Source organism: Thiorhodococcus mannitoliphagus (assembly GCF_010915725.1).
GTDB lineage: Bacteria > Pseudomonadota > Gammaproteobacteria > Chromatiales > Chromatiaceae > Thiorhodococcus > Thiorhodococcus mannitoliphagus.
This window is the reverse complement of record NZ_JAAIJR010000046.1, coordinates 1-19,427: the sequence shown is the minus strand read 5'-3', so window position 1 is coordinate 19,427 and position 19,427 is coordinate 1. Positions and strand designations below refer to the sequence as shown.

19 protein-coding genes are annotated in these 19,427 nt (G+C 63.1%); 11 read left to right on the top strand and 8 right to left on the bottom strand.

Going from position 1 to position 19,427, the window contains the following annotated elements; genetic code table 11:
* Positions 1 to 72: 72 nt before the first annotated feature.
* The 3 genes from G3480_RS12735 to G3480_RS12725 all read right to left on the bottom strand — a co-directional run bounded on the left by G3480_RS12735 (position 73) and on the right by G3480_RS12725 (position 4,140).
* A complete protein-coding gene (locus G3480_RS12735) occupies positions 73 to 1,137 on the bottom strand; it encodes a ribonuclease H-like domain-containing protein (RefSeq protein WP_164654268.1) in 1,065 nt (354 codons plus the stop codon).
* 157 nt (positions 1,138 to 1,294) lie between these two features.
* Positions 1,295 to 1,747 carry a hypothetical protein gene (locus G3480_RS12730; RefSeq protein WP_164654267.1) on the bottom strand — a complete coding sequence of 151 codons (453 nt, stop codon included), beginning with the start codon at positions 1,745 to 1,747 and terminating at the stop codon, positions 1,295 to 1,297.
* On the bottom strand, positions 1,732 to 4,140 hold the full coding sequence (locus G3480_RS12725; RefSeq protein ID WP_164654266.1) for a DEAD/DEAH box helicase: 2,409 nt from the start codon (positions 4,138 to 4,140) through the stop codon (positions 1,732 to 1,734). The genes G3480_RS12730 and G3480_RS12725 overlap by 16 nt, the downstream gene beginning before the upstream one ends.
* 77 nt (positions 4,141 to 4,217) lie before the next feature.
* Between G3480_RS12725 and G3480_RS12720 the strand changes: the two genes are divergently transcribed.
* From G3480_RS12720 to tsaB, 3 genes are all read left to right on the top strand, one after another.
* On the top strand, positions 4,218 to 5,207 hold the full coding sequence (locus G3480_RS12720; protein WP_164654265.1) for an adenosine kinase: 990 nt from the start codon (positions 4,218 to 4,220) through the stop codon (positions 5,205 to 5,207).
* Positions 5,208 to 5,621: 414 nt separating this feature from the next.
* Complete coding sequence (locus tag G3480_RS12715; protein ID WP_164654264.1) at positions 5,622 to 6,548, top strand: hypothetical protein; 927 nt, start codon at positions 5,622 to 5,624, stop codon at positions 6,546 to 6,548.
* 6 nt (positions 6,549 to 6,554) lie between these two features.
* Positions 6,555 to 7,235 carry a tRNA (adenosine(37)-N6)-threonylcarbamoyltransferase complex dimerization subunit type 1 TsaB gene (gene tsaB, locus G3480_RS12710; protein WP_164654263.1) on the top strand — a complete coding sequence of 227 codons (681 nt, stop codon included), beginning with the start codon at positions 6,555 to 6,557 and terminating at the stop codon, positions 7,233 to 7,235.
* A 124-nt stretch (positions 7,236 to 7,359) separates the two neighbouring features.
* On the opposite strand, the gene G3480_RS12705 is transcribed toward tsaB, so the two are convergent.
* On the bottom strand, positions 7,360 to 7,617 hold the full coding sequence (locus G3480_RS12705) for a hypothetical protein (RefSeq protein ID WP_164654262.1): 258 nt from the start codon (positions 7,615 to 7,617) through the stop codon (positions 7,360 to 7,362).
* 237 nt (positions 7,618 to 7,854) lie between these two features.
* Between G3480_RS12705 and G3480_RS12700 the strand changes: the two genes are divergently transcribed.
* On the top strand, positions 7,855 to 9,120 hold the full coding sequence (locus G3480_RS12700) for a glycerate kinase type-2 family protein (RefSeq protein ID WP_164654261.1): 1,266 nt from the start codon (positions 7,855 to 7,857) through the stop codon (positions 9,118 to 9,120).
* A complete protein-coding gene (locus G3480_RS12695; protein ID WP_338114131.1) occupies positions 9,117 to 9,935 on the top strand; it encodes a ferritin-like domain-containing protein in 819 nt (272 codons plus the stop codon). The genes G3480_RS12700 and G3480_RS12695 overlap by 4 nt, the downstream gene beginning before the upstream one ends.
* Here G3480_RS12695 and G3480_RS12690 read toward each other — a convergent pair.
* Both G3480_RS12690 and G3480_RS12685 read right to left on the bottom strand, forming a co-directional pair.
* A complete protein-coding gene (locus G3480_RS12690; protein WP_164654260.1) occupies positions 9,926 to 10,843 on the bottom strand; it encodes an NAD(P)H-binding protein in 918 nt (305 codons plus the stop codon). The genes G3480_RS12695 and G3480_RS12690 overlap by 10 nt on opposite strands.
* Before the next feature lie 330 nt (positions 10,844 to 11,173).
* Positions 11,174 to 11,533 carry an HPF/RaiA family ribosome-associated protein gene (locus G3480_RS12685; RefSeq protein WP_164654288.1) on the bottom strand — a complete coding sequence of 120 codons (360 nt, stop codon included), beginning with the start codon at positions 11,531 to 11,533 and terminating at the stop codon, positions 11,174 to 11,176.
* 270 nt (positions 11,534 to 11,803) lie between these two features.
* On the opposite strand from G3480_RS12685, the gene G3480_RS12680 reads away from it, so the two are divergent.
* The gene (locus G3480_RS12680) at positions 11,804 to 12,628 is read left to right on the top strand and encodes a DNA-formamidopyrimidine glycosylase family protein (protein WP_164654259.1); all 825 of its coding nucleotides are present in this window, start codon (positions 11,804 to 11,806) and stop codon (positions 12,626 to 12,628) included.
* Positions 12,625 to 13,524: a DMT family transporter gene (locus G3480_RS12675; protein ID WP_338114130.1), complete on the top strand. Its 900-nt coding sequence runs from the start codon at positions 12,625 to 12,627 to the stop codon at positions 13,522 to 13,524. Before G3480_RS12680 ends, G3480_RS12675 begins: the two co-directional genes overlap by 4 nt.
* Before the next feature lie 66 nt (positions 13,525 to 13,590).
* Here G3480_RS12675 and G3480_RS12670 read toward each other — a convergent pair whose 3' ends face one another.
* Positions 13,591 to 14,145 (bottom strand): hypothetical protein, encoded by a 555-nt coding sequence (locus tag G3480_RS12670; RefSeq protein WP_164654258.1) that lies wholly within the window; start codon positions 14,143 to 14,145, stop codon positions 13,591 to 13,593.
* Between the two features lie 131 nt (positions 14,146 to 14,276).
* On the opposite strand from G3480_RS12670, the gene G3480_RS12665 reads away from it, so the two are divergent.
* From G3480_RS12665 to G3480_RS12655, 3 genes are all read left to right on the top strand, one after another.
* A complete protein-coding gene (locus G3480_RS12665; protein ID WP_164654257.1) occupies positions 14,277 to 15,323 on the top strand; it encodes an Sfum_1244 family protein in 1,047 nt (348 codons plus the stop codon).
* A gap of 332 nt (positions 15,324 to 15,655) precedes the next feature.
* On the top strand, positions 15,656 to 16,267 hold the full coding sequence (locus G3480_RS12660) for a 2OG-Fe(II) oxygenase family protein (RefSeq protein WP_164654256.1): 612 nt from the start codon (positions 15,656 to 15,658) through the stop codon (positions 16,265 to 16,267).
* Positions 16,264 to 16,659 (top strand): hypothetical protein, encoded by a 396-nt coding sequence (locus G3480_RS12655; protein WP_164654255.1) that lies wholly within the window; start codon positions 16,264 to 16,266, stop codon positions 16,657 to 16,659. Before G3480_RS12660 ends, G3480_RS12655 begins: the two co-directional genes overlap by 4 nt.
* Before the next feature lie 81 nt (positions 16,660 to 16,740).
* Here the strand turns inward: G3480_RS12655 and G3480_RS12650 are convergent, their stop codons facing one another.
* A complete protein-coding gene (locus G3480_RS12650) occupies positions 16,741 to 17,724 on the bottom strand; it encodes an aldolase catalytic domain-containing protein (RefSeq protein WP_164654254.1) in 984 nt (327 codons plus the stop codon).
* Positions 17,725 to 17,951: 227 nt separating this feature from the next.
* Here G3480_RS12650 and G3480_RS12645 point away from each other — a divergent pair, with 227 nt between their 5' ends.
* Positions 17,952 to 19,277, top strand: a complete 1,326-nt coding sequence (locus G3480_RS12645; protein ID WP_164654253.1) for a BtaA family protein — start codon at positions 17,952 to 17,954, stop codon at positions 19,275 to 19,277.
* Positions 19,278 to 19,427 lie beyond the last annotated feature (150 nt).

The following is a 19,427-nucleotide window of genomic DNA, read 5'->3' as shown; positions in this document are numbered from 1 at the left end:
GGCAGGTGGCAGGTGGCAGGTGGCAGGTGGCAGTCAGGATTGTCTCTCAGGTGACAGGCAGCGCCAACAGGCTCAGCCCTGGAGCTTCCGACGCAGCCGCTGGCAGCGGTGTTCGCGCTCCGCGCTCGGGGCCAATGCCTCCGCGTATTCGAGCGCAAGCGGTAGGTCATGACGCTTGTGCTCGTGATACTTGGCCAATGCGCTCAGCGCATCTTGGCTGCCCTGGCTCGCGAGCCGCTGCCAGATGGCGCAGCAGTCGGCCCAGCGGTCCTGGCGGCGATAGAGATCGGCAAGGTCCATGAGCCCAGTGTCGGTCAGCCGACTGGAGTCGGCCTCCAACAGACTCAGAGCCTGCCCCAGACGCCCCTGGGCCCAGTGATGTCGCGCGACAGCATGCGTATCCGCGCCATGGCATCCGGGATCCTCGAAGGCCTCGCCCAGCACGGGGATGAGTCCGGCCAAGGAGAGCAGATCCCAGCGGTTGTGGCGTAGGACACCCCCGAGCGCCGCCATCTCCCCCCGCTGAATCCAACCGAGCCAAGCGGCAGGCGCCGCCGATCCCGGCAAGTCATCCTCACGCGCGAACCCGAGAAGCTTCGACTCGGCGCTCATGAGTCTGCAATCGGGCCAGACGCGGCCGAAGGCGCGGCGCACCGGCGCCAGGAGATCGAGATGCCAGAGTTGGCCGAGCGGATCGGGCTGACCGCAAAGACGAAAGCGCGTCGTCAGCAAGGGCGCGTCGAAGGCACGGCCGTTGTAGCTCACGAGCGTCGCTGGCGCTGACAGCTCACCGCCCACCGCATCCAGATAGGCCGACTCGGCGTCCAGGCTGGTGAGCAGGTACTGACGCAGGATCAAGGTATCCGGCGCTCCGATCAGGATGCCGGTCAAGAAGGCCCAGGTCCCGGTGCCGCCGGCCAGCCCACTGGTCTCGGTATCCAAGAACAGCAGGCGACTCGGTGCGGAATCGGGAGAGGGCTCGCGCCAAGCAAGCTCGATCAAGCTAGGCGGCACCCGCGCCCCCTCGGCGACCTCGGGCTTGAGCAGAACACGACCATGGCGCAGACGCGCGCCAAGCCGCCGTTCGATTAGCAGAACCCCAGGCGCGATGGGCTCCGCGCCCAGCTGCTCCGCCAATGCAGCCGCGTCTCCCGTCTTTGGACGAGCCCCTTGAGGGCCGACCATCAGCCTGCGCACGCGGTCTGAGAAAGACGCCTGCTCAGGCGACGCGGTCAACGGCGGTTGCGCAGTCGCCTCGGGCAGTCCGCTTTGCCCCCGAAGGCGCCTCAGGCGGTCAGCGACGGATCGATCGGGGCCGCGCACCAGCGACTCGCCGCCGCGACTGTGGCGGCTCTCGGAAGAACTGAATCAGCCCCAGGACCAAGCAGGTCAGCGCGACGCCCAAGCCGAAGGCCGAATAGACCGCAGCATGCAGATAGCCCGCCTTGACGCGATCCCAGTTGTTGATCCGCACGCGGAAGAGGTCCGGCGTGACGAAATAGGCCATACCGTCCTGGCCCAAGGCCGTCAATGACGAGCGCTCCAAATGGTGACGCAAGGGCTCGTTCTCCAAATAGATCCGGACGTTGGAGTCCGTCTCCTCGAGCGCAAGCGCCTGGGTGCGCGGCGTCCACCAGATCTGATCGTCGCCCCACAGGGCACGACCATAGTCCATAGCGACCATTGAGCCGGCGATTGGCGTGCCGATGAGCCCGATCAGCAGCGCTGCATTTATCCTTCGCGACATAACAAAAGCTCCAACACCGCGAGTGCGGCCTGACGCGGCGTGAGCGCGCGCTCCTCATCCCCCGGCAGGACCGGGCCGACGCAAGCCGGACAGCCTGCGGCGCATGAGCAACCGACGACGAGATCGCGCGCGTCGCCGACCAGCTGTCCTGCGGCATCGAAGAGCGGCGCGGAAAGCCCCACCCCGCCAGGGTAATTGTCATAGAGAAAGAGGGTCGGCTCGAAGCGATCCTGCTCCGCCGGATCCATGGCATCGTTGCCAGGCCCGCGCATCTGCCCACGCCCATCGCCACCGACCACGGCAAACCAGGTTCCTTGACCGTCCCCCACCGCGCGCCCGAGGTCATGCAGCTCGGCCATCGACCTGAGCGCCGCGACATGATGCAGGGCATAGGCCGCACCCAGGAAGCCCTCAATCGCCTGCTGACGGTCCGGCAAGGCGGCCTCCAAGGCACTCGGCTCGGCCTGCCACCAAACAGAGGTCGTATGCATCTCCTGATCGGGAAGATCAATATTGCCATAGCCGATGTTGTCATGGCTGTAATAACGGATCTTCTTGTAGCCCGGATAGCGGCGCACCAGATGCACCTCGCCATTGGCCGCAACGCCGCGCCCGAGGACCGCCCCCTCGAAGCGGTCCAGGATCTTGAGCCTGGTGTAGTCGATCGCGTCCGTATAGTAATCGGCGCGAGTACGGGTGACGAAGGCCTTGCGCCCGGTCCAGTCCAAACGCTCCACCTGATAGGGCTGTGACTGCACCATATAGATCGCCCCTGCGTAGATGGTGCCAGGCGCCGAGCTGTAGTCGACCTCCGCGATGATGGTCTGGGCACCCTCGGTGGTGTCGATGACGACGAAGTTGCCCTCCGCGACCGAGCGCAGGGAGACCGCATTGGCCGGATAGCTGTCGGCGACCCAATACCAACGATCGCCCTGATGCTGGAGCACGCCTTCGTCGCGCAGATAGCCCAGCATCTCCCCCAAGTCCTCGCCGCCGAAGGCGTCGCCGTCGCGAAAGGGCAGCTCGAAGGCCGCGCATCTCACATGCTCGAGCAGGATCAACAGCTGATCCGGGTGGATGCGGGCATGCTCGGGCGAGGCACCGAAGAGCATCTCCGGGTGACGGACCAGGAACTGATCCAGCGGGTCACTGGTGGCGACCAGGACGCCGAGCGATGGCCGCAGCCGGCGCCCTGCCCGCCCGAGACGCTGCATGGTGGCGGCCACCGTACCCGGATAGCCGTTGAGGATGGCGACATCCAGGGCGCCAATGTCGACGCCCAGCTCCAGCGCGGAGGTCGCCACGACCAGATTGACCTTGCCCGCGCGCATCGCCTGCTCGCCGCGGCGTCGCTCGCTCGGCAGATAGCCGCCACGATAGGCCAGCACCCGAGCGGGACGTCGCGGGTCATGGTCGAAGACGTCCTTGAGGTACTTGGTGATGACCTCGACCATCAGCCGCGAGCGGGCGAAGACGATCGCCTTGAGCCCGACCTTGGCCGCCATGCGGGCGATGCGGGTCGTCTGCGACCTGGCCGAGGCGCGAATACCAAGATCCGGATTGATGACGGGCGGGTTCCACAGCAACAGATGCCGCGCCCCTTGCGGCGCCCCGCTCTCCTGGATCGCCTCGACCGGTTCGCCGCACAGGCGCTCCGCCAGCTCAGCCGGATTGGCGATGGTGGCCGAGGCAAAGATGAAGGTCGGCTCCACCCCGTAGAAGCGACAGATGCGCTTCAGCCGGCGAAAGACGTTGGCGACATGAGAGCCAAAGACGCCCCGGTAGCTATGCAGCTCGTCGACGACGACATAGGCCAGCCCCTCGAAAAACTGCGCCCACTTGGTGTGATGCGGCAGGATGGCCTGGTGGAGCATGTCCGGATTGCTGACGACGATGTCGCCGCGCGTGCGCACCGCCTTGCGGGCATCGCCCGGGGTATCGCCATCGAAGGTGAAGGCCTTGATACCTGCCCCGCCCGCGGCGCTCAGCGCGCGACTCAGCTCCATGAGTTCGGCGACCTGATCTTGCGCCAACGCCTTGGTGGGAAAGAGGTAGAGGGCCTTGCGCCCGCGCGTCAAGACCGACTCGAGGACCGGCAGGTTATAGCAGAGCGTCTTGCCGGACGCGGTCGGGGTCGCCACCACCAGGTGGCGCCCGGCGCGCGCGAGATCCCAGGCCGCGCGCTGATGGCTGTAGAGGCGCTCCATACCGCGCTCGTGCAGCGCCTGGGCAAGCTGCGGCGGAAAATCGGTCGGAAAATCGCGCCATTGAGCGGAACACGCCGGCGCCGAATGCGTCGCGGCGATGCGGCCGCGGTATTTCGCGGCCAGGCGCGCCTCCAGTCGGAGCACCGGCGGCGCGTCAGCATTCACGGGAGCGGGCGAAGTCGTCATGGGCGGCTCAAAGGGTCGGAAGCCGCTCCATCGACCTGTACAATGCAGCAGCTCATCGATCAACCAACGGAGAAATCATGTCGAAGTATCACATCTACGGAATCGGTAACGCCCTGGTAGATATGGAGTACAAGGTCGACAGCGATGATCTGGGCATCCTCGGCATCGACAAGGGCGTCATGACCCTGGTGGATGAGCAGCAGCAGACCAGCATCATGAATCATCTCAAGGATCATCACCATCAGCGTGGCTCGGGGGGATCCGCGGCGAACTCCATCATCGCCTTCAGCCAATTCGGCGGTAAAGGCTACTACTCCTGCAGGGTCGCCGATGACGAACTCGGGCACTTCTACATGCAGGACCTCATCGACGGTGGCGTCGACACCAATCACCACACCGAGAAGCAGCAAGGCCACACCGGCCGTTGCGTCGTGCTGGTCACGCCAGACAGCGACCGTACCATGTGCACCTTCTTGGGGGTAAGCGGCAATCTCTCGGCTAACGAGATCGTCGAAGATGCCCTGCGCGATTCCGACTGGTTCTATACGGAAGGCTATCTCGTCACCTCTGACTCCGCGCGCGCCGCCGCCATCGAGGCGAAACGCCTGGCCGACGCCGCCAGCGTGAAGACGGCAATCTCCCTGTCGGACCCCAACATGGTGAAATTCTTCAAGGAGGGCCTGCTCGAGATGATCGGCTCGGGCGTCGACCTGCTCTTCGCCAACGAATTCGAAGCCATGGGCATGGCCGAGAGCGAAGACCTCAATGAAGCCGTGGCCTACATGAAGACCATCGCTAAGGGCTTTGCGATTACACGGGGACCTCAGGGGGCCATCGTCTGGGACGGCAAAGTGCTGATCGAGATCGACCCCATCAAGGTCGAGGCGGTAAACACCGTCGGCGCCGGAGACATGTTCGCGGGGGCCTTCCTCTACGTACTCAGCCAAGGCTGGAGCTTCCAACGCGCTGGCGATCTCGCCTCGGCCGCCTCGGCCAAGCTCGTCACATCGCTCGGCCCGCGGATCGCCGCCGCAGAGACGCAAGGCATCCTGAAGGCCTTCGACTAGAAGGCCGGCGCGGCCCGAGCCTCAGACCGCAAAGTGGACAGGACTTCGAGACGCTTTGGGTGACCGAGCACTTTGGGTGACTGAGCACCAGGACGCTCAGGAGTCGCGCAATTCCTGTCCAAGCACTGCCCCCTCGGCGGAACGGCGCCGACAAGACCGCCGCCTGACCTCAAGCATTCGCAGGTCCTGGCCGATACCTCCAGTGATTTCGCATCGTCTCGACCCATGCTCGGGGAGCAGGCTCAAGAAGGGGATAGGGAAAGGCGAACTGCGACCTGTTCGACACTCTCGGTTGCGTCAAATCGCTAGCATTGCGGTTAACAGGGGACAATCCGCGCTTACGAAGGCGTCCCTGGCCCACTAGACTCAGGGCTAGGTGTATTCGTATCGCCCAAGATATCAGGAGGCTGCATCATGTTGAGCTTCGATGCACCCTCGCTGCCTTCACCGCTCGTCATGCGGGAATGCACGAGACCGCGCTTCGATGGCAATCTGGAGAAATTGAAGGATTGGCTCGCCATGCTCAAGAGCGCTGGCGTACGGCAATCCGGGCCAGCGTTGTTGATGGCCTTGGAGAATCTGCGTAAGGAAGACCTCAGCGCCAAACGCCGACTCGCCATCCTCTCGACACTCAAAGTCCCGCTCCTCAAGACCTGCGCTGGCCTGCCAAAGCCCTATTCGGGCGAGGACACGGGTGCCGAGCATGGCTCGGGTGTTACGCTCGAGCAGCGTTTGAGCCGGCTGATGTTCGTAAACCTGCTCCAGGCATTGCACCAATTCGACCAAGAGTACCCGCTTCCAAGCCGTCGCCAGCTACGCCGTCGGCAGTGGACCATCCGCAACATCTTTCGCTTCGCGAATCGCCAAGTCCGCTACGCGGGGCTCTGGCGGACACCCCTGCCAGCCGGGACTTGGCGAGACCTGCATGAGCTTCAGCTTTATTTGATGTCGCGACGGGTCGGCAGCTCCTGGGAGCCGGGCGCACACTCCGACGTCATCGGCGATTTCGATCCGGTCTTTGAATACAAGGTTCTGCTCCTGCTCGGCTTCGCCGTCAAGACGAAGGAATCCATCTTGCAGAGCGAGTATTTCATGGACGGACTCGAGGGCTGGGCGGTTCAGACCCATCTGGATGATCCTCACAACTTGCTCGGACGCATCAGACTCATTATCGTGGAAGTATCGGAAGATCGACCGGCGCGCCAGCTTGAAAGCACACTCGACAGCCCGTTCAGGGGCTGGGTACTCCACCCGCCCTATCCCTACATCCATGAGATCGAAGGTCCCTTCGGCGCTAGCGCCTTTGGCATCCAGTCACCCGGTCTCGCCCTATCGGACTGATTGCGGATGAAGCTGCTGGCGATCGACACCTCGGGGGACGCCTGCTCCGCCGCGCTGCTCGTCGACGACAGGGTGCAACAGGAGCTACAGATCGCCCCACGGCGTCACGGGGAGCTGATCCTGTCCATGATGCAGAGTCTGCTTGATGATTCAGGGCTGCAGCTCCACGAGCTTGATGGCATCGCATTCGGCAGGGGACCAGGCTCTTTCACCGGAGTGCGCATCGCGGCATCTGTCACTCAAGGTGCCGCCTTCGCAGCGGATCTGCCGGTTATCCCCATCTCAACGCTCGCCGCCATGGCCCAAGGTCAATTCAGACGCAGGGGCCAGCGCCGCCTGCTTGCAGCCTTGGATGCGCGCATGGATGAGGTCTACTGGGGGTGTTACCAGATCGGGGACGCGGGGCTCGCCGAACTTCATGGCGAAGAGTGCGTCTGTCCACCAGACCGGGCCCCGCTGCCACCCACCAGCGAAGGTTGGGCGGGGGTGGGACCTGGATGGTCGGCCTACCAAGCCATCCTGCAAGCGCGCATGGGCGGAGCTGTGGAAACGACCAGCCCAGAGGCATTCTGCGAGGCTCGCGACATCGCAACGCTGGCCGCTACAGAATTCTCCGCCGGCCGCCAACTGCCTCCAGAGCAAGCCATACCGATTTATCTACGCGATCAGGTTACGCGCACAGCCTAGCGCAACTAACCTCCGCTCCCCGCCGTCCTTTTCGCCAGCATTCCATGGCCAGGGACCGAGCTGTAGCAGGTCCAAAGCATCACCGATCGGCGGCCTGTCATCGGCCATGAGCCCAACCTAGCACTCAACCGCCCAGCGCAGGCTTCGCCGCTGCTGGTGACTCATGCCCATGCCGGCAATGTCGGCGCAAGCAGCTCACAACATAGTGAAGCAAGGTAGCACCGACACCAAGAAAGACCCCGACCGCAACGAGCACGCGCATCCAAGCATCCATGGTGGCCAAGCCAAGCATCAGCCAAGTCATGCCGGCGATGAAGACTGCAATCGCGAAGACCATGACGAACGGCCAACGGGATCGGCCGCATTTCGGACAGAGCTTCATATCAGTACTCTCCTCGAGTCTCGAGGTTCAACCCCGAACAGCTGCTCTCGCAAGAGATAAGGCCTCCACGTTACCATGGCAGGAGGCTAAGTTGTCTTTTGAAGTATTGTCGTCGAGATCTTCAATGGCAAATCGGGCTGTCACGACGCAGCGCAGAGCGAGCGTAAAGCCCAAGACACTTCGAGTCCCACTAGTCTCATTGGACAGCTCAGGCGAATACAGGTTCAGGCCCCATCCATGACACCCAGATCGACCAGCGCCAGCCAGGATGCCGTCTCTGGAGCACGCGAACTGATGCTGGAGTTGTTGATGGCGGGGCTGAAAGCCGTCAACGGACGTCTCGCCGTCCGCAGCGCCTTGGCCAACACCCCCATGCAACAGCCAGTCTGGGTCTGCGCCATCGGAAAAGCGGCAGAGGCCATGGTTTTGGGGGCCAGTGACGTCATTGGCGACCGGCTCGACGCCGGACTCGTTGTTACCAAGCTCGGTCATGCCGAGGTTCCAGCGCTCGAAGGACGCGGCATCCGCGTGCGCATCGGGGGGCATCCAGTGCCGAACAACGGCAGCCTCGAGGCGGGACAGGACCTTCTGACGACGCTGAGAACCTTGCCAGCAGATGCCAAGCTCCTCTTTCTGATTTCAGGCGGGGCCTCCAGCCTCGTCGAGGCGCCGGTTCAAGGTATCGGCCTCCCAGAGCTGCAACGCGTCAACACCTGGCTGCTGGGAAGCGGGCTCCCGATATCCGCGATGAACCTGGTCCGCAAGTCGCTCTCCCTCATCAAGGGCGGCGGTCTGCTGCGTCAACTCGAAGGCCGATCCCTGCGTGCCTTAGCCATCTCGGACGTTCCCGGCGACCTGCCCGAGGTCATCGGGTCGGGCCTCCTGACCCCTGAGCCTGATCTGGCCCAACGTGTCGGTCAACTCGATCTGCCCGATTGGCTCGCTGCATGGGTCGATCGAGGCATTCGTGAGCGCGGATCATGCCAGCCAGAAATGATTGCGGTCGAGATCGTGGCGAATCTCTCACAAGCGAAGTTAGCGATCGCTGCAGCGGCCCGCCACCGCGGGCTGCCAGTCCGTTTACACGAGGACCGCTTCAAGGGCGACGCCGCAACGCTCGGGCGCGACTTGGCGAAAGCACTGCTAGCCAGCGAGCGCGGGCTTCATATCTGGGGCGGCGAGCCGACCGTTCAGCTGCCGTCCAGCCCGGGACGCGGCGGGAGAAACCAGCATCTGGCCCTCGCCGCCGCCATCGAGCTGGCGGGCCATGCAGGCCACTTCCTGCTCAGCGCCGGCTCAGACGGCACCGACGGCCCGACCGAAGACGCCGGAGCCCTGGTGGATGCCGACACCCTAGATCGCGCGGAAATGACCGGCCTCAGCGCCCAAGCGGCCTTGAGCCGGGCGGATGCCGGCACATTGCTCGAGGCCAGCGGCGATCTCGTCCGCACTGGCCCAACCGGCACCAACGTGATGGACATCGTTTTAGGACTCAAGACGTGAGCAAGGCCCCGATTGAAAGCCTCTTCACCGCCGCGGCCCGCTGCCTGGCGGAGCCCGATCCCGAACAAAAGCTGGCACTCACAGAGCAAACAGCGACCGCCTGGCAGACCGGACGGCTCTCGCCAGACGCGACCCAGGCCGCAGCCACAACCGAGACAGCAGGTCTTCCTGCCCAGCTCGAGCTGGTGCCGCCGCGCCAGCTTGTCGCGCGCAAGCTGAGCAGCCGCGACGGGCGCGCAGCCATGATTCACGCCGTGGCGCATATCGAATTCAACGCCATCAACCTGGCTTGGGATGCCGTCCAACGCTTTCGCGACATGCCTGGGGAATTCTACGAGGATTGGATCCGGGTCGCCGTAGAGGAGGCGACGCACTTTGGCTTGTTGCGCGAGCGGTTGCGCGATCTCGGTCACGACTACGGCGACTTCCCGGCCCACAATGGTCTCTGGGAGATGGCGCAGCGCACGGCGCACGACCCGCTGATTCGTATGGCGCTCGTCCCACGCGTGTTGGAGGCCAGAGGGCTCGATGTCACACCCGGCATGATCGCGCGCTTCGAGGCTGCGGATGACCCTGAGACGGCAAGCCGCCTGAGGATCATCCTGCGCGATGAGGTCGGCCACGTCGCGGCCGGATCACGCTGGCTCCGGTCGCTCTGCGAGGCGCGCGGACTCGAGCCGCGCTCACACTACTTCAGTCTGCTCGACCAATACATGACCGGCGAGATTCGCGGCCCTCTGAATCTCGCTGATCGCCGTCGCGCCGGCTTCGACGAGGAAGAACTGGAGCGACTGCAAGCGCGCTGTCAGAGGTAGTCGAGTTGCTCGACAGCGAAACGGGTTGGCGTCAGCCCAAGTCTGGCGAAGCTGTCATTCTCAGCGCAGACGTTGCCTTCCATCAGCATCTTGATCTGGTCGCGTGAGATCGGGAACCATGGAAAACGATCCAGCATCGCCGCCGTCGCCCGAATCGCCACCACGGGCGCCGGCAGCATGACCTTGGTCTTCCCGGCGGCGGCGGCAATGGTGGTCAGAATCGCCTTCCAGCTGAGTCGCTCCGGACCGCAAAGGCTGTAAGTCTGGGATTCGGTTCTGGACTCAGTCAACGCCAGCACGAAGGCATCCGCGACATCCGTGACGCTGACGGGCGCCAGCTCGAAGGCCCCGGCATTGACGGGCAAGAGCCCCTCGTAGAACAAGGGTGCCGGGATCGGACTGTCGATGATGTCCTTCTTGAGCTGCGAGCAGAATTCCATCCGCCCTTCCGGATTCCCGAAGATCACCGAGGGTCGGAAGATGGTCCAGCGTAGCGACGAGGACTTGAGCGCCATTTCAGCCTGATACTTGGTCCGCTGATAGCTGGTGCCGTCGCCATGCACGCCATTGGCGCTCATGAGCAGGAAACGGCCGACACCCGTTTTCTGCGCTGCGGCGATAGTATCCAAGACCCCCTGGTGCTGGAGCGCCTCGAAGGTAATCCCCTGCGCCGGAAACTCGCGCAAGATACCAATGAGATAGATGACCGCATCCGCCCCCGTCAGGCAGGCCTCCAATACAGCGGAGTCGCCGACTTCACCATGCACGATCTCACAGGATCCGGGCTGAGCGACCTTGCCATCGTTTCCGGGCCGCACGAGGAGTCGCGGAACATGGCCGGCCGCCGCCAGGCGACGCGTGATATGGAAGCCGACGAACCCAGTTCCGCCAATGATCGCAACCTTCATGGATCTCTCCTTACAGCAATTGAGCAGCAATCGACGCTAGAGGAGATCGCGAGCAGGAGGCATCTTCATGCGGAATAAAAGGCCCTGCTCATTTCAAACGACCGGCCACGATAGGGGCGCAGCAGATCGGGAGCCGTCGCACCGAATGTGGCGCCGATAGAGTGCGTAACATGCACCCAGCGGTAACCCTCTAGAGTCGGCCAACAAGGACCTCAGTCAGTCGAGGCCGAACCTTGTCGACGAAGATGGGGACGATCGGTGGGCAGATCGAGCGCACGATGCGGATCAGGAGCGGGGAGAGGTGCTGCGCTTTATCCTAGCCAACTGGCATCAGCGCGTGACGACATGAGCGGCGCGTGGCGGCGCGGGCGCCTTAGGCGCAACACCCATCACACTTTGGCGGCGTAACCGGCGCACATTGCGTCGTGCAGCCAGGAACACCTCGGCGATCGCCTCTTTTGCGGTCTTTCGAGCCTCGCGGACGACGACTTGACGGCTGGACGCGAGCTTCGCGCTTAACTCGCAACGAACGCGATGGCCGTGGAGCTGATCGAACTCTTCTTGGACATTGACTTGAGCTTCGATGCGTTCGCCTGGGAACCGATCGGCGAGCTTCTGGGCTTCTGACTCGATTTGGCGACGGATTTCGGCATCCAACGCTAGCGTATCGCCGCCTATCTTTAAAACCATACTTGACGTTCTCCAAAGACTCGGTCGAAGCTCGCGTCTTGCGCGCGCCGTGAACACCGAGCGGGATCCTAAACGAGGGCGTATCGCCTCTTAAAGAGTGACTACATCGCGGAGGTGTCTCTGCAAGCGGAGGGGTCGCATTCACGAGACTTGCGGCGTCGGCGAGATCATGGCGCTCAAGCGCTCGAATTGCAAGACCAGCTTGCTGCCAGGAGGCACTCGACCCAAATCACGCCTCGAAGAACCGCGAAGCGCCCCCAGGAGTCTGAAATGCCCGAAGGCGATACCATCCACAAGCTTGCTGCCGTGCTCGCGCCAGAGTTGCTCGGCGAGCGCATCGAGCGGCTTTGGATCCGCCACAGATCACAGCCAACCGCCGATCACCCCCGGATCACGCGGGTAACGAGCAAAGGTAAGCACCTCTTCATCCAGCTCGACGACGGCCTCAGCATCCGCACCCACCTCGGACTCTATGGCTCCTGGCACCGCTACTGGCCGAGGGAGCCTTGGCAAAAGCCCGAGCGGCAGGCCAGTCTTGTGCTTGGGCTCGAGAAACGCATCTACGTCTGCTTCAACGCCAAGGAGGTGGAACTAACGGATGCGGAGGGCTTCCACGCGCGCGACCAACGAGCACGTTTAGGACCTGATCTAACGCGCGATCCGCCCCACGCCGAAGTGCTTGAGCAGCGGTTGGCGCAGATGGCACAGCCAGACACACTCATGGTCGACCTCATGTTGGATCAGCGAATTGCCTCCGGCATCGGAAACGTCTACAAGTCCGAGGTGCTCTTCCTCCAGGGGGTGCCGCCGCTCGCGAGGCTGCGCGACGTCCCGCTTCCGCTGACTCTACGGCTCTACGAGACCGCCGCGAGGCTGCTCAGGGACAACCTGTCCGATGGCCCGCGCGTCACCCGCAAGCACCAGGACGGTCGTGGTCGCCTCTGGGTCTACAAGCGCTCCGGACTCCCCTGCCTGCATTGCGGGGTGCCCATCGTCAGACAGATGCTCGGTCGCAATCCGCGCTCGACCTACTGGTGCCCGAGCTGTCAGACGAGTGCTCCCGGACAGCCGCAAAGAGACCGCGAGCTGGCGTGACCCACAAACACGGCCCGCTCGAATGGGCCATGCTGCTCACGCTGACGGTGCTCTGGGGCTCCGCATTCACCCTGACCAAGGTGGCGGTGAGCGGACTGCCAGCCGCCCTGGTCGTCGCGGGAAGACTCTATGTCGCCGCCATGCTGCTCATTCCCGTGGCGCTCGCGCTGAGACATCGACCGAGGACCACCCCGCGCCTCTGGATGTTCATGGTCCTCATCGCCGTCTTTGGCTATGCCCTGCCATTTTCACTCGTCTCTTGGGGCCAGCGCTTCATCGAGAGTGGCGTTGCAGGGATCCTTATGGCGGTGATGCCGCTCGCCACCCTGGGGCTTGCGCACTGGCTGATCCCTGGCGAGCGCATCACGCGCTATCGCATCGGTGGCTTCTTGTCGGGCTTCTCGGGTGTGGTGGTGCTCATGGGTCCGTCAGCATGGCATGCGCTGATGAACGGCGAGACTCAGATCCTACCCATGCTGGCGGTTCTCGCGGGAGCCATCAGCTACGCGGTCTCCTCCATCCTGGCCCGACTGCGTCCGCGCAGCGACGCTCGCTTCACGGCTGCGGCAACGATCTCGATCGCCGCCGTGCTCATGACGCCGTCGGCGCTCTCGGGCGTCGAGTCGGTCGCAGTGCTCGAAATTGCTCGCTCAGAGCTGATTGCGGTCGGGTTGCTCGGCATCTTCTCCACCGCACTGGCCGCCATCGTCTATTTCAGGCTGGTGACGGTGGCAGGTCCTGCCTTCGTCTCACAGCTCAACTACTTGATCCCGCTGTGGGCGGTCGGGAGCGGCATCTTCTTCTTGCATGAGCGCCCCGAGCCAAACCATCTCTATGCCCTAGCGCTCATCCTGGGCGGCATCCTCATCACACAGCTTGAGCACTTACGGCGATGATGCCTTCGGAAGATCCGCGAGGGTGAACCCTTTTCACACCGAGCGATATCAGGCTGGGACAGGCTCTCATTCAAAGAGATCGCGGTAAGCCCTGGCGAACTTCTTGTATGCATCCCAGCCGTCCTTATCCATGACCTGATCGATCACCCAGCGATTTTCTTCCTTGTCGCCCATGAGCGTCTGGATCTCGTAGCCCAGGTGACGCAAGAAAGCATAGCTGGGACCATCGTCGGCGAACTGATAGTCGGCGTAATCACCTGAGCGCGCATTCAGCAGGCCAATGAATGGCCCCCCATAGTCGCCGGGCCCGAGCAGATCCTGACTGTTGTCCTGAACATGCGCGAACAGGTTCTTCGCAAACTCGGTCACGAGCAGGCGGCGACTCTCATCGTCCAAATCGCCATGCGCCAGTCGATCCGCGATCTGGATCAGGAACACCAGATACTCCTGAATCACCGCTAAGCGCTGGGCGTCGTCGCGATAGAGGAAACGCTCGCAGTGCAGATTGATCGCCTTGTCCATGGCGATTCGCCAGGCGATGTAGGCAAGCGCACTGGAGATCTCGGGCAGCGAACGCTCCCTATCCTCATCCTTCCAATGGCTTTTGATGCGTAAGGCCACAGTATTCTCCTAGGTTACGAAGCTTGCGCGCCGCTGCAAGACTGGCCGTGCGCGGAGCACCAAGACAGACAGCCAAGCCCAGGGCGCGCGCCCCGCAAGGCGCGGGCGACCCAGGCGTAAGAGGTGAGTCGATGACGAATTCAGCCCTCAATCATCTGGCCGAGACCGTGCAATACAACTGCAACATCTCCGACGCCCGCCATGGCGCGGACTACTCGCTGTGCATTTACCTCATGAAGATGCGCGAGTACTTCCGCTGGGAGCAGCGGCTCCCCTTCGGTGCGCCTCTGGAGCGACAGCAGGTCGGTGAATGGCTGCAGGCGCGCGAGCAGCTGTGGGAGCAGCTCGAGCAGGCCGAGCTGCGCCCCATCGAGATCGACGGGCAATGCTACGACCCCTTCGACGCCGATGCCATCAACACTGAGTTGATGCCTCAGGGCTTGGTCTACAGCGGCGGACTCGGCGGCGGTGCCAAACCCCATTTCGTGCTTGGCGATCTCGAGCGGCACCAGCGCGAGGGAGATCAATCCGTCTTCATCGTCGCGAGCGAATATGCAAGGGATCTCGCCGCGCCGCCGGCCATGACCCTGGGACAGAACATCTTCGTGCGTCGCGAATCCCTGCGTCGCATGCTCTGGGAGAAGCTGGAGAGCTGGCGCTGGAACCGACCGGACAACGCCCTGGGTCGCGCCTTCGCCTGCTACGACTTCGACGAGGCGCTCGACGCCTCGCTGGATGCCATGACCGATCAGCAGATCCAGACGCTGCTCCTGCATGAGCAAGGAGAAGTCCTCGCCGGCCAGCAGCTCGGCGATACCTGGGGTGCCATGCTCCAGGACCTCGCGGGAACGCCGGCCGAGATCATGGCACGCGCCGTGCGCGATCATCTCGCCGATTGCCTGGTCACGCTCCCTACCCTCGCCGAGCAGGCGGAGACTGCTTCGATCGACTTTTTCCTGGGTCAGCTGACAAGCATGCGCAAAGAGATCTTCCCCAGTCTGCAGCAGGTCTACCTTGACTGGCTCGGCGACGGCCGTTTGGAGGGCTTCAACGAGATCTCGGCCCGAGGGCGAACACATTGGCTGGGCCTTGCCCAATCCATGCTTGAGATCCACCGCAAGCAGGGCGTCGAATCTGCTCAATCGATCCGCGAGCTGGTCCTGGCGCAGCCGCTATGAGGGCCATTGTGCCGCGTAGCGAGCGTCCAAGCAGACGCCTGTGTCAGGCTCAGCGATGAAACACGCAAAGAAGCGGCAGGCGTCGCTCATCGTTTCGGCCAGTCGTCTTCTTTAGGGTGGACAAGCGCAGCGCAGTCCACCAACGCCGACGCGGGATTCGGTGGATTTCGCTCTCGCTCGTCCACCCTAACGGCCCAACTGATGACCAAGGCCAAGCGACATTCTCGATGCTCATCGAGCGGTCAAGCTCGCGCAAATCAGTCGAGCGCGATTGACCCGCCGGGATGCGCATCCGGAAAATAGGGCAAGCAACCACCAGAAGATCGACATCTATGTCTGCCATCACAGCGCACAACTTGCCCGACCTCAAGACCATCCGCGAAGTGAAGCCTGGTAGCTTCATCTTCGAACGCCCGCTAGCCCTTCCCCCCGCCTTCTGCGAGGCGGTGATCGAGCGCTTCGAGGCCAACCCGCAACATCAATACGCCGGGCGCATCGGGCAGCTGCGAACGGAGAACAGCAGCATCAAGCGCACCAGGGATCTGGTGGTCAGTAACAAGCCCGAATGGAAGGATGTAGATCAGATGTTCTTCGCCTCGCTCGCAGCCGCGATCAAGGAATTCCGCGCGGCATTCCCCTATTTCAAGGGGCCCTTCAAGGACGAAGGCTATCAAGTCCAGCGCTATCGGGCGGGGGATTACTACCACTGGCACATCGACAGCGGCAGTCATGAGCTGAGTCAGCGTCAGCTGGTCGCACTCTGGTATCTCAACGAGGTACCGGGTCCAGGCGGGGAGACCGAGTTCCTGCACCAGGGAATCAGCGTCCGGCCAGAGTGCGGGAAGCTGGTGCTCTTCCCGCCCTTCTGGACACACGAGCACCGCGCCGCCGAAGTACGGCAAGGCGCAAAGTACATCGCCACCACTTGGGTGGTCTTCGCATGACCTCGGAGGCGGCCCCGAGCGCGCCCCGGCTGCTCGCCATCATCGAGCTGGGCGGCTATCCGAATCTCACGCCGCTCTACCGCTCGCTGGGTTTCGAAGTCGAGGTCGTGAACTCTCAGCGTCGCGCGCAGGCACTTCTCAAGCGATGGATTCCGCACGTCATCGTCGCCGAGTACAACTTCCAGTCCGATTTTCGCGATCGGACCAGCAACCTCGAGACACTCATGGCGAGGCTGCAAAAGCACCCGGACGTGAAGGTCATCTGCTTCTACCAGGAGGAGTATCGACACAAGCTCGATCTCCTCGAGGACCGCTTTCCAATCTTCGCCGCGATCCCTTTCCCGGTAGATTCGAAAACACTCGAGTCGGCGCTGCGCCGGACGCTGAATTGAAGCGCTCCTGTCGCCCCGATCCATCATCGGGAGCCGACGTAATGCCTTCGGAGAGACCTGGGCCGCCCCGCTAGACCTGTCTCAGACCTCGGCCACGACCTTGTCATAAAAGCCCAGGAAATCGTCCGGGGTCGCCCCTTCCCGCCACTCGATGGCGCTGCGCGGGTGCTGATTGAGCTGGCCCGTGATGTTGTAGGGGATCGACGGCCCCCAATCCAGCTCTTGGCGGAGCGGCATGATGTGTTTCTGAATAACGTCGATGATCGGGCGCACCTCGAACTTGGGATTACGCAGGAAGCCCAGCAGCAGCTCGGTGTGACAGTTGCCCGCGCCGCGCCCGAAGCCGAACAGGGTGGAGTCGACACGGTTGCAGCCCAGGATGATCGCCTCGATGGTGTTGGCGAAGGCCAGCTGCAGATTGTTGTGCGCGTGGATGCCGATGTCCTTGCCGGTGCCCTCCAGTGCCGCCGCATACTTCTTGTAGAGCCGATCGATCTGCTCGCGGTAGAGGTAGCCGAAGCTGTCGACGATCACCATAGTGCTCGCCGGCGTTACCGCGATGGCCTCCAGCACGGTGTCGATCTCTTCTTCCGTGATGTTGGAGACGGCCATGAGATTGGCCGTGGTCTCGTAGCCCAGCGCGTCGGCATGGCGAATCATGTCCACCGCCTCTGAGACCTGGTGAGCGTAGAAGGCGACACGAATCGTCGACAGCGGACTCTCGGCCGCAGGCACGATCTGCGTCTCCCAATCGCTCTTACCGGCATCTGCCATGGCCGCGAGCTTGAGCCCAGTCTTCTCCGCGTCATGGTCGCCCACCACTCGCTGCAGGTCCGCCTCGTCGCAGTGACGCCATGGACCGAACTTTTCCTTGGGGAAGGTCTTGGGCGAGTTCTTGTAGCCGATCTCCATGTAGTCGATCCCCGCGTCAACGCACGCCTGATAGGCGGCTCTGACGAACTCGTCGCTGAACTGATGGGCGTTCACGAGCCCCCCGTCCCTGACGGTGCAATCGAGCACTTTGAGCTCTGGTCTGAAGGTGATCCAGGGGGCCTTGTCTGACATCGATCGTTCTCCGAGTTTGCATTGACTGGATGGATGGTCGCGGGCTTGCTGACGATGGGAGCCTCGCGACTCTTGTTGTCCACGGCCCTGCCGCCGCTCGCTGACTGATGCAGCGAGCCAAGCTGTTTGCGACGCCTAGCCCACGATTGTGAGCCGAAGGCGAGGAGGGAGCAACGCTACCGTGCGCTCTAATTGCCGCAACGCAACATGAGCGTCATCCAGCCGCCATGCAGACGTCTTCCAATCGCCATCACGCGGTCATCTCAAGCGCCTATCCTGGCACGATTTTCATCGACCTTGATGGCGAGCGGCCGGAGCGCCACATCGCCGGGAGCTTCACTCTGAGCACGCACCCCGTTCGAGCCAAGCCGACCCTCTCCGACCGCATCGATCAGCGGGTCTTCAACGCCATCTATTCGCGCGCCCTGGTGTACAACACCTGCTGGGAAGATCCTGCGGTCGATCGGATCGCCCTGGAACTCAAGCCCGACGACACCCTGCTGGTCATCACCAGCGCTGGATGCAACGTCCTCGACTACGCCCTGACCGGCCCCAGGTGCATCCACGCCGTCGACGCGAACCCGCGTCAGAACGCCCTGCTGGAACTCAAGCTCGCGGGTATCCGGCGCTTGGACCACGCCGATTTTTTCGCCATCTTCGGTCATGGCTATCATCCCGAACTCCGCGACATCTACTTGGGCGTGCTGCGCGCAGAACTGTCGCGATCCGCGACCGAGTTCTGGGATCGACGGGTCGCCTGGTTCGGCAATCCGAACGGCAGCTTCTATTTCCATGGTCTGTCCGGAATCGTCGCCCGACTCTTTCACACCTACCTCAAGGTGCGCCCCCGCCTTGCGGCAAGCGTGCACGCGCTCTTCGAGAGCAGTTCGCTCGACGATCAGCGCCGCATCTACGACACCCGGGTCAGCCCCCTCATCTGGACACCCAGTGTCAAGTGGACGCTCTCAAGACAGCTGACCATGAGCATGCTCGGGGTGCCGCATCCGCAGCGCAAGGAGGTCCAGGCGCAGCACCTGCGCGGTGTGGCCGGCTTCGTTCAAGAGGCCATCGAGTATGTCTTCCGACAGCTGCCCATCTCCTCCAACTACTTCTGGTCGGTCTATCTCCGCGGCCGCTACACCGAGGATTGCTGCCCCGAGTATCTGAAGCCTGACAGTTTCGCGGCATTGAAGGACGGACTCGTCGATCGGATCCTGACGCATACCTCGACGGTCACGGATTTCCTTCGCAACACGGAAGAGCCGATCTCCAAGTTCGTCCTCCTCGATCACATGGACTGGATGAGTTCCTACTACCCCGACGCCTTGACCGAGGAGTGGGAGGCCATCCTGCAGCGCGCGACCGCAGACGCCCGCATCATCTTCCGCAGCGCGCACGCGACGCCGACCTACCTCGACCGCATCGAGTTGGGCGCGGAACGCACCCCGCTGCGCAAACAGCTTCGATTCCACCCAGAGCTGGCGCAACGCCTGAGTCTCCTCGACCGCGTCCACACCTATGCCGGCTTTCACATCGCGGACGTCAGGGCATGATTGCCACCGACGCCCGTATCTTGATGCGCCTACTGCTCGGCCAGCCCCGCCGGGGGTCTCACGCCGAGCGGCTCCAGGCCTTCTATGCGCCCCAGGCGGCCGACTACGACCGCTTTCGCGAACGCCTGCTGCATGGACGCGAGGCCTTGG

Excerpts from the sequence above, each read along its gene's own strand:
- G3480_RS12730 (WP_164654267.1), bottom strand. The coding sequence starts at position 1,747 with ATGTCGCGAAGGATAAATGCAGCGCTGCTGATCGGGCTCATCGGCACG.
- G3480_RS12725 (WP_164654266.1), bottom strand. The coding sequence starts at position 4,140 with ATGACGACTTCGCCCGCTCCCGTGAATGCTGACGCGCCGCCGGTGCTC.
- G3480_RS12720 (WP_164654265.1), top strand. The coding sequence starts at position 4,218 with ATGTCGAAGTATCACATCTACGGAATCGGTAACGCCCTGGTAGATATG.
- G3480_RS12715 (WP_164654264.1), top strand. The coding sequence starts at position 5,622 with ATGTTGAGCTTCGATGCACCCTCGCTGCCTTCACCGCTCGTCATGCGG.
- tsaB (WP_164654263.1), top strand. The coding sequence starts at position 6,555 with ATGAAGCTGCTGGCGATCGACACCTCGGGGGACGCCTGCTCCGCCGCG.
- G3480_RS12705 (WP_164654262.1), bottom strand. The coding sequence starts at position 7,617 with ATGAAGCTCTGTCCGAAATGCGGCCGATCCCGTTGGCCGTTCGTCATG.
- G3480_RS12700 (WP_164654261.1), top strand. The coding sequence starts at position 7,855 with ATGACACCCAGATCGACCAGCGCCAGCCAGGATGCCGTCTCTGGAGCA.
- G3480_RS12690 (WP_164654260.1), bottom strand. The coding sequence starts at position 10,843 with ATGAAGGTTGCGATCATTGGCGGAACTGGGTTCGTCGGCTTCCATATC.
- G3480_RS12685 (WP_164654288.1), bottom strand. The coding sequence starts at position 11,533 with ATGGTTTTAAAGATAGGCGGCGATACGCTAGCGTTGGATGCCGAAATC.
- G3480_RS12680 (WP_164654259.1), top strand. The coding sequence starts at position 11,804 with ATGCCCGAAGGCGATACCATCCACAAGCTTGCTGCCGTGCTCGCGCCA.
- G3480_RS12665 (WP_164654257.1), top strand. The coding sequence starts at position 14,277 with ATGACGAATTCAGCCCTCAATCATCTGGCCGAGACCGTGCAATACAAC.
- G3480_RS12660 (WP_164654256.1), top strand. The coding sequence starts at position 15,656 with ATGTCTGCCATCACAGCGCACAACTTGCCCGACCTCAAGACCATCCGC.
- G3480_RS12655 (WP_164654255.1), top strand. The coding sequence starts at position 16,264 with ATGACCTCGGAGGCGGCCCCGAGCGCGCCCCGGCTGCTCGCCATCATC.
- G3480_RS12650 (WP_164654254.1), bottom strand. The coding sequence starts at position 17,724 with ATGTCAGACAAGGCCCCCTGGATCACCTTCAGACCAGAGCTCAAAGTG.
- G3480_RS12645 (WP_164654253.1), top strand. The coding sequence starts at position 17,952 with ATGCAGACGTCTTCCAATCGCCATCACGCGGTCATCTCAAGCGCCTAT.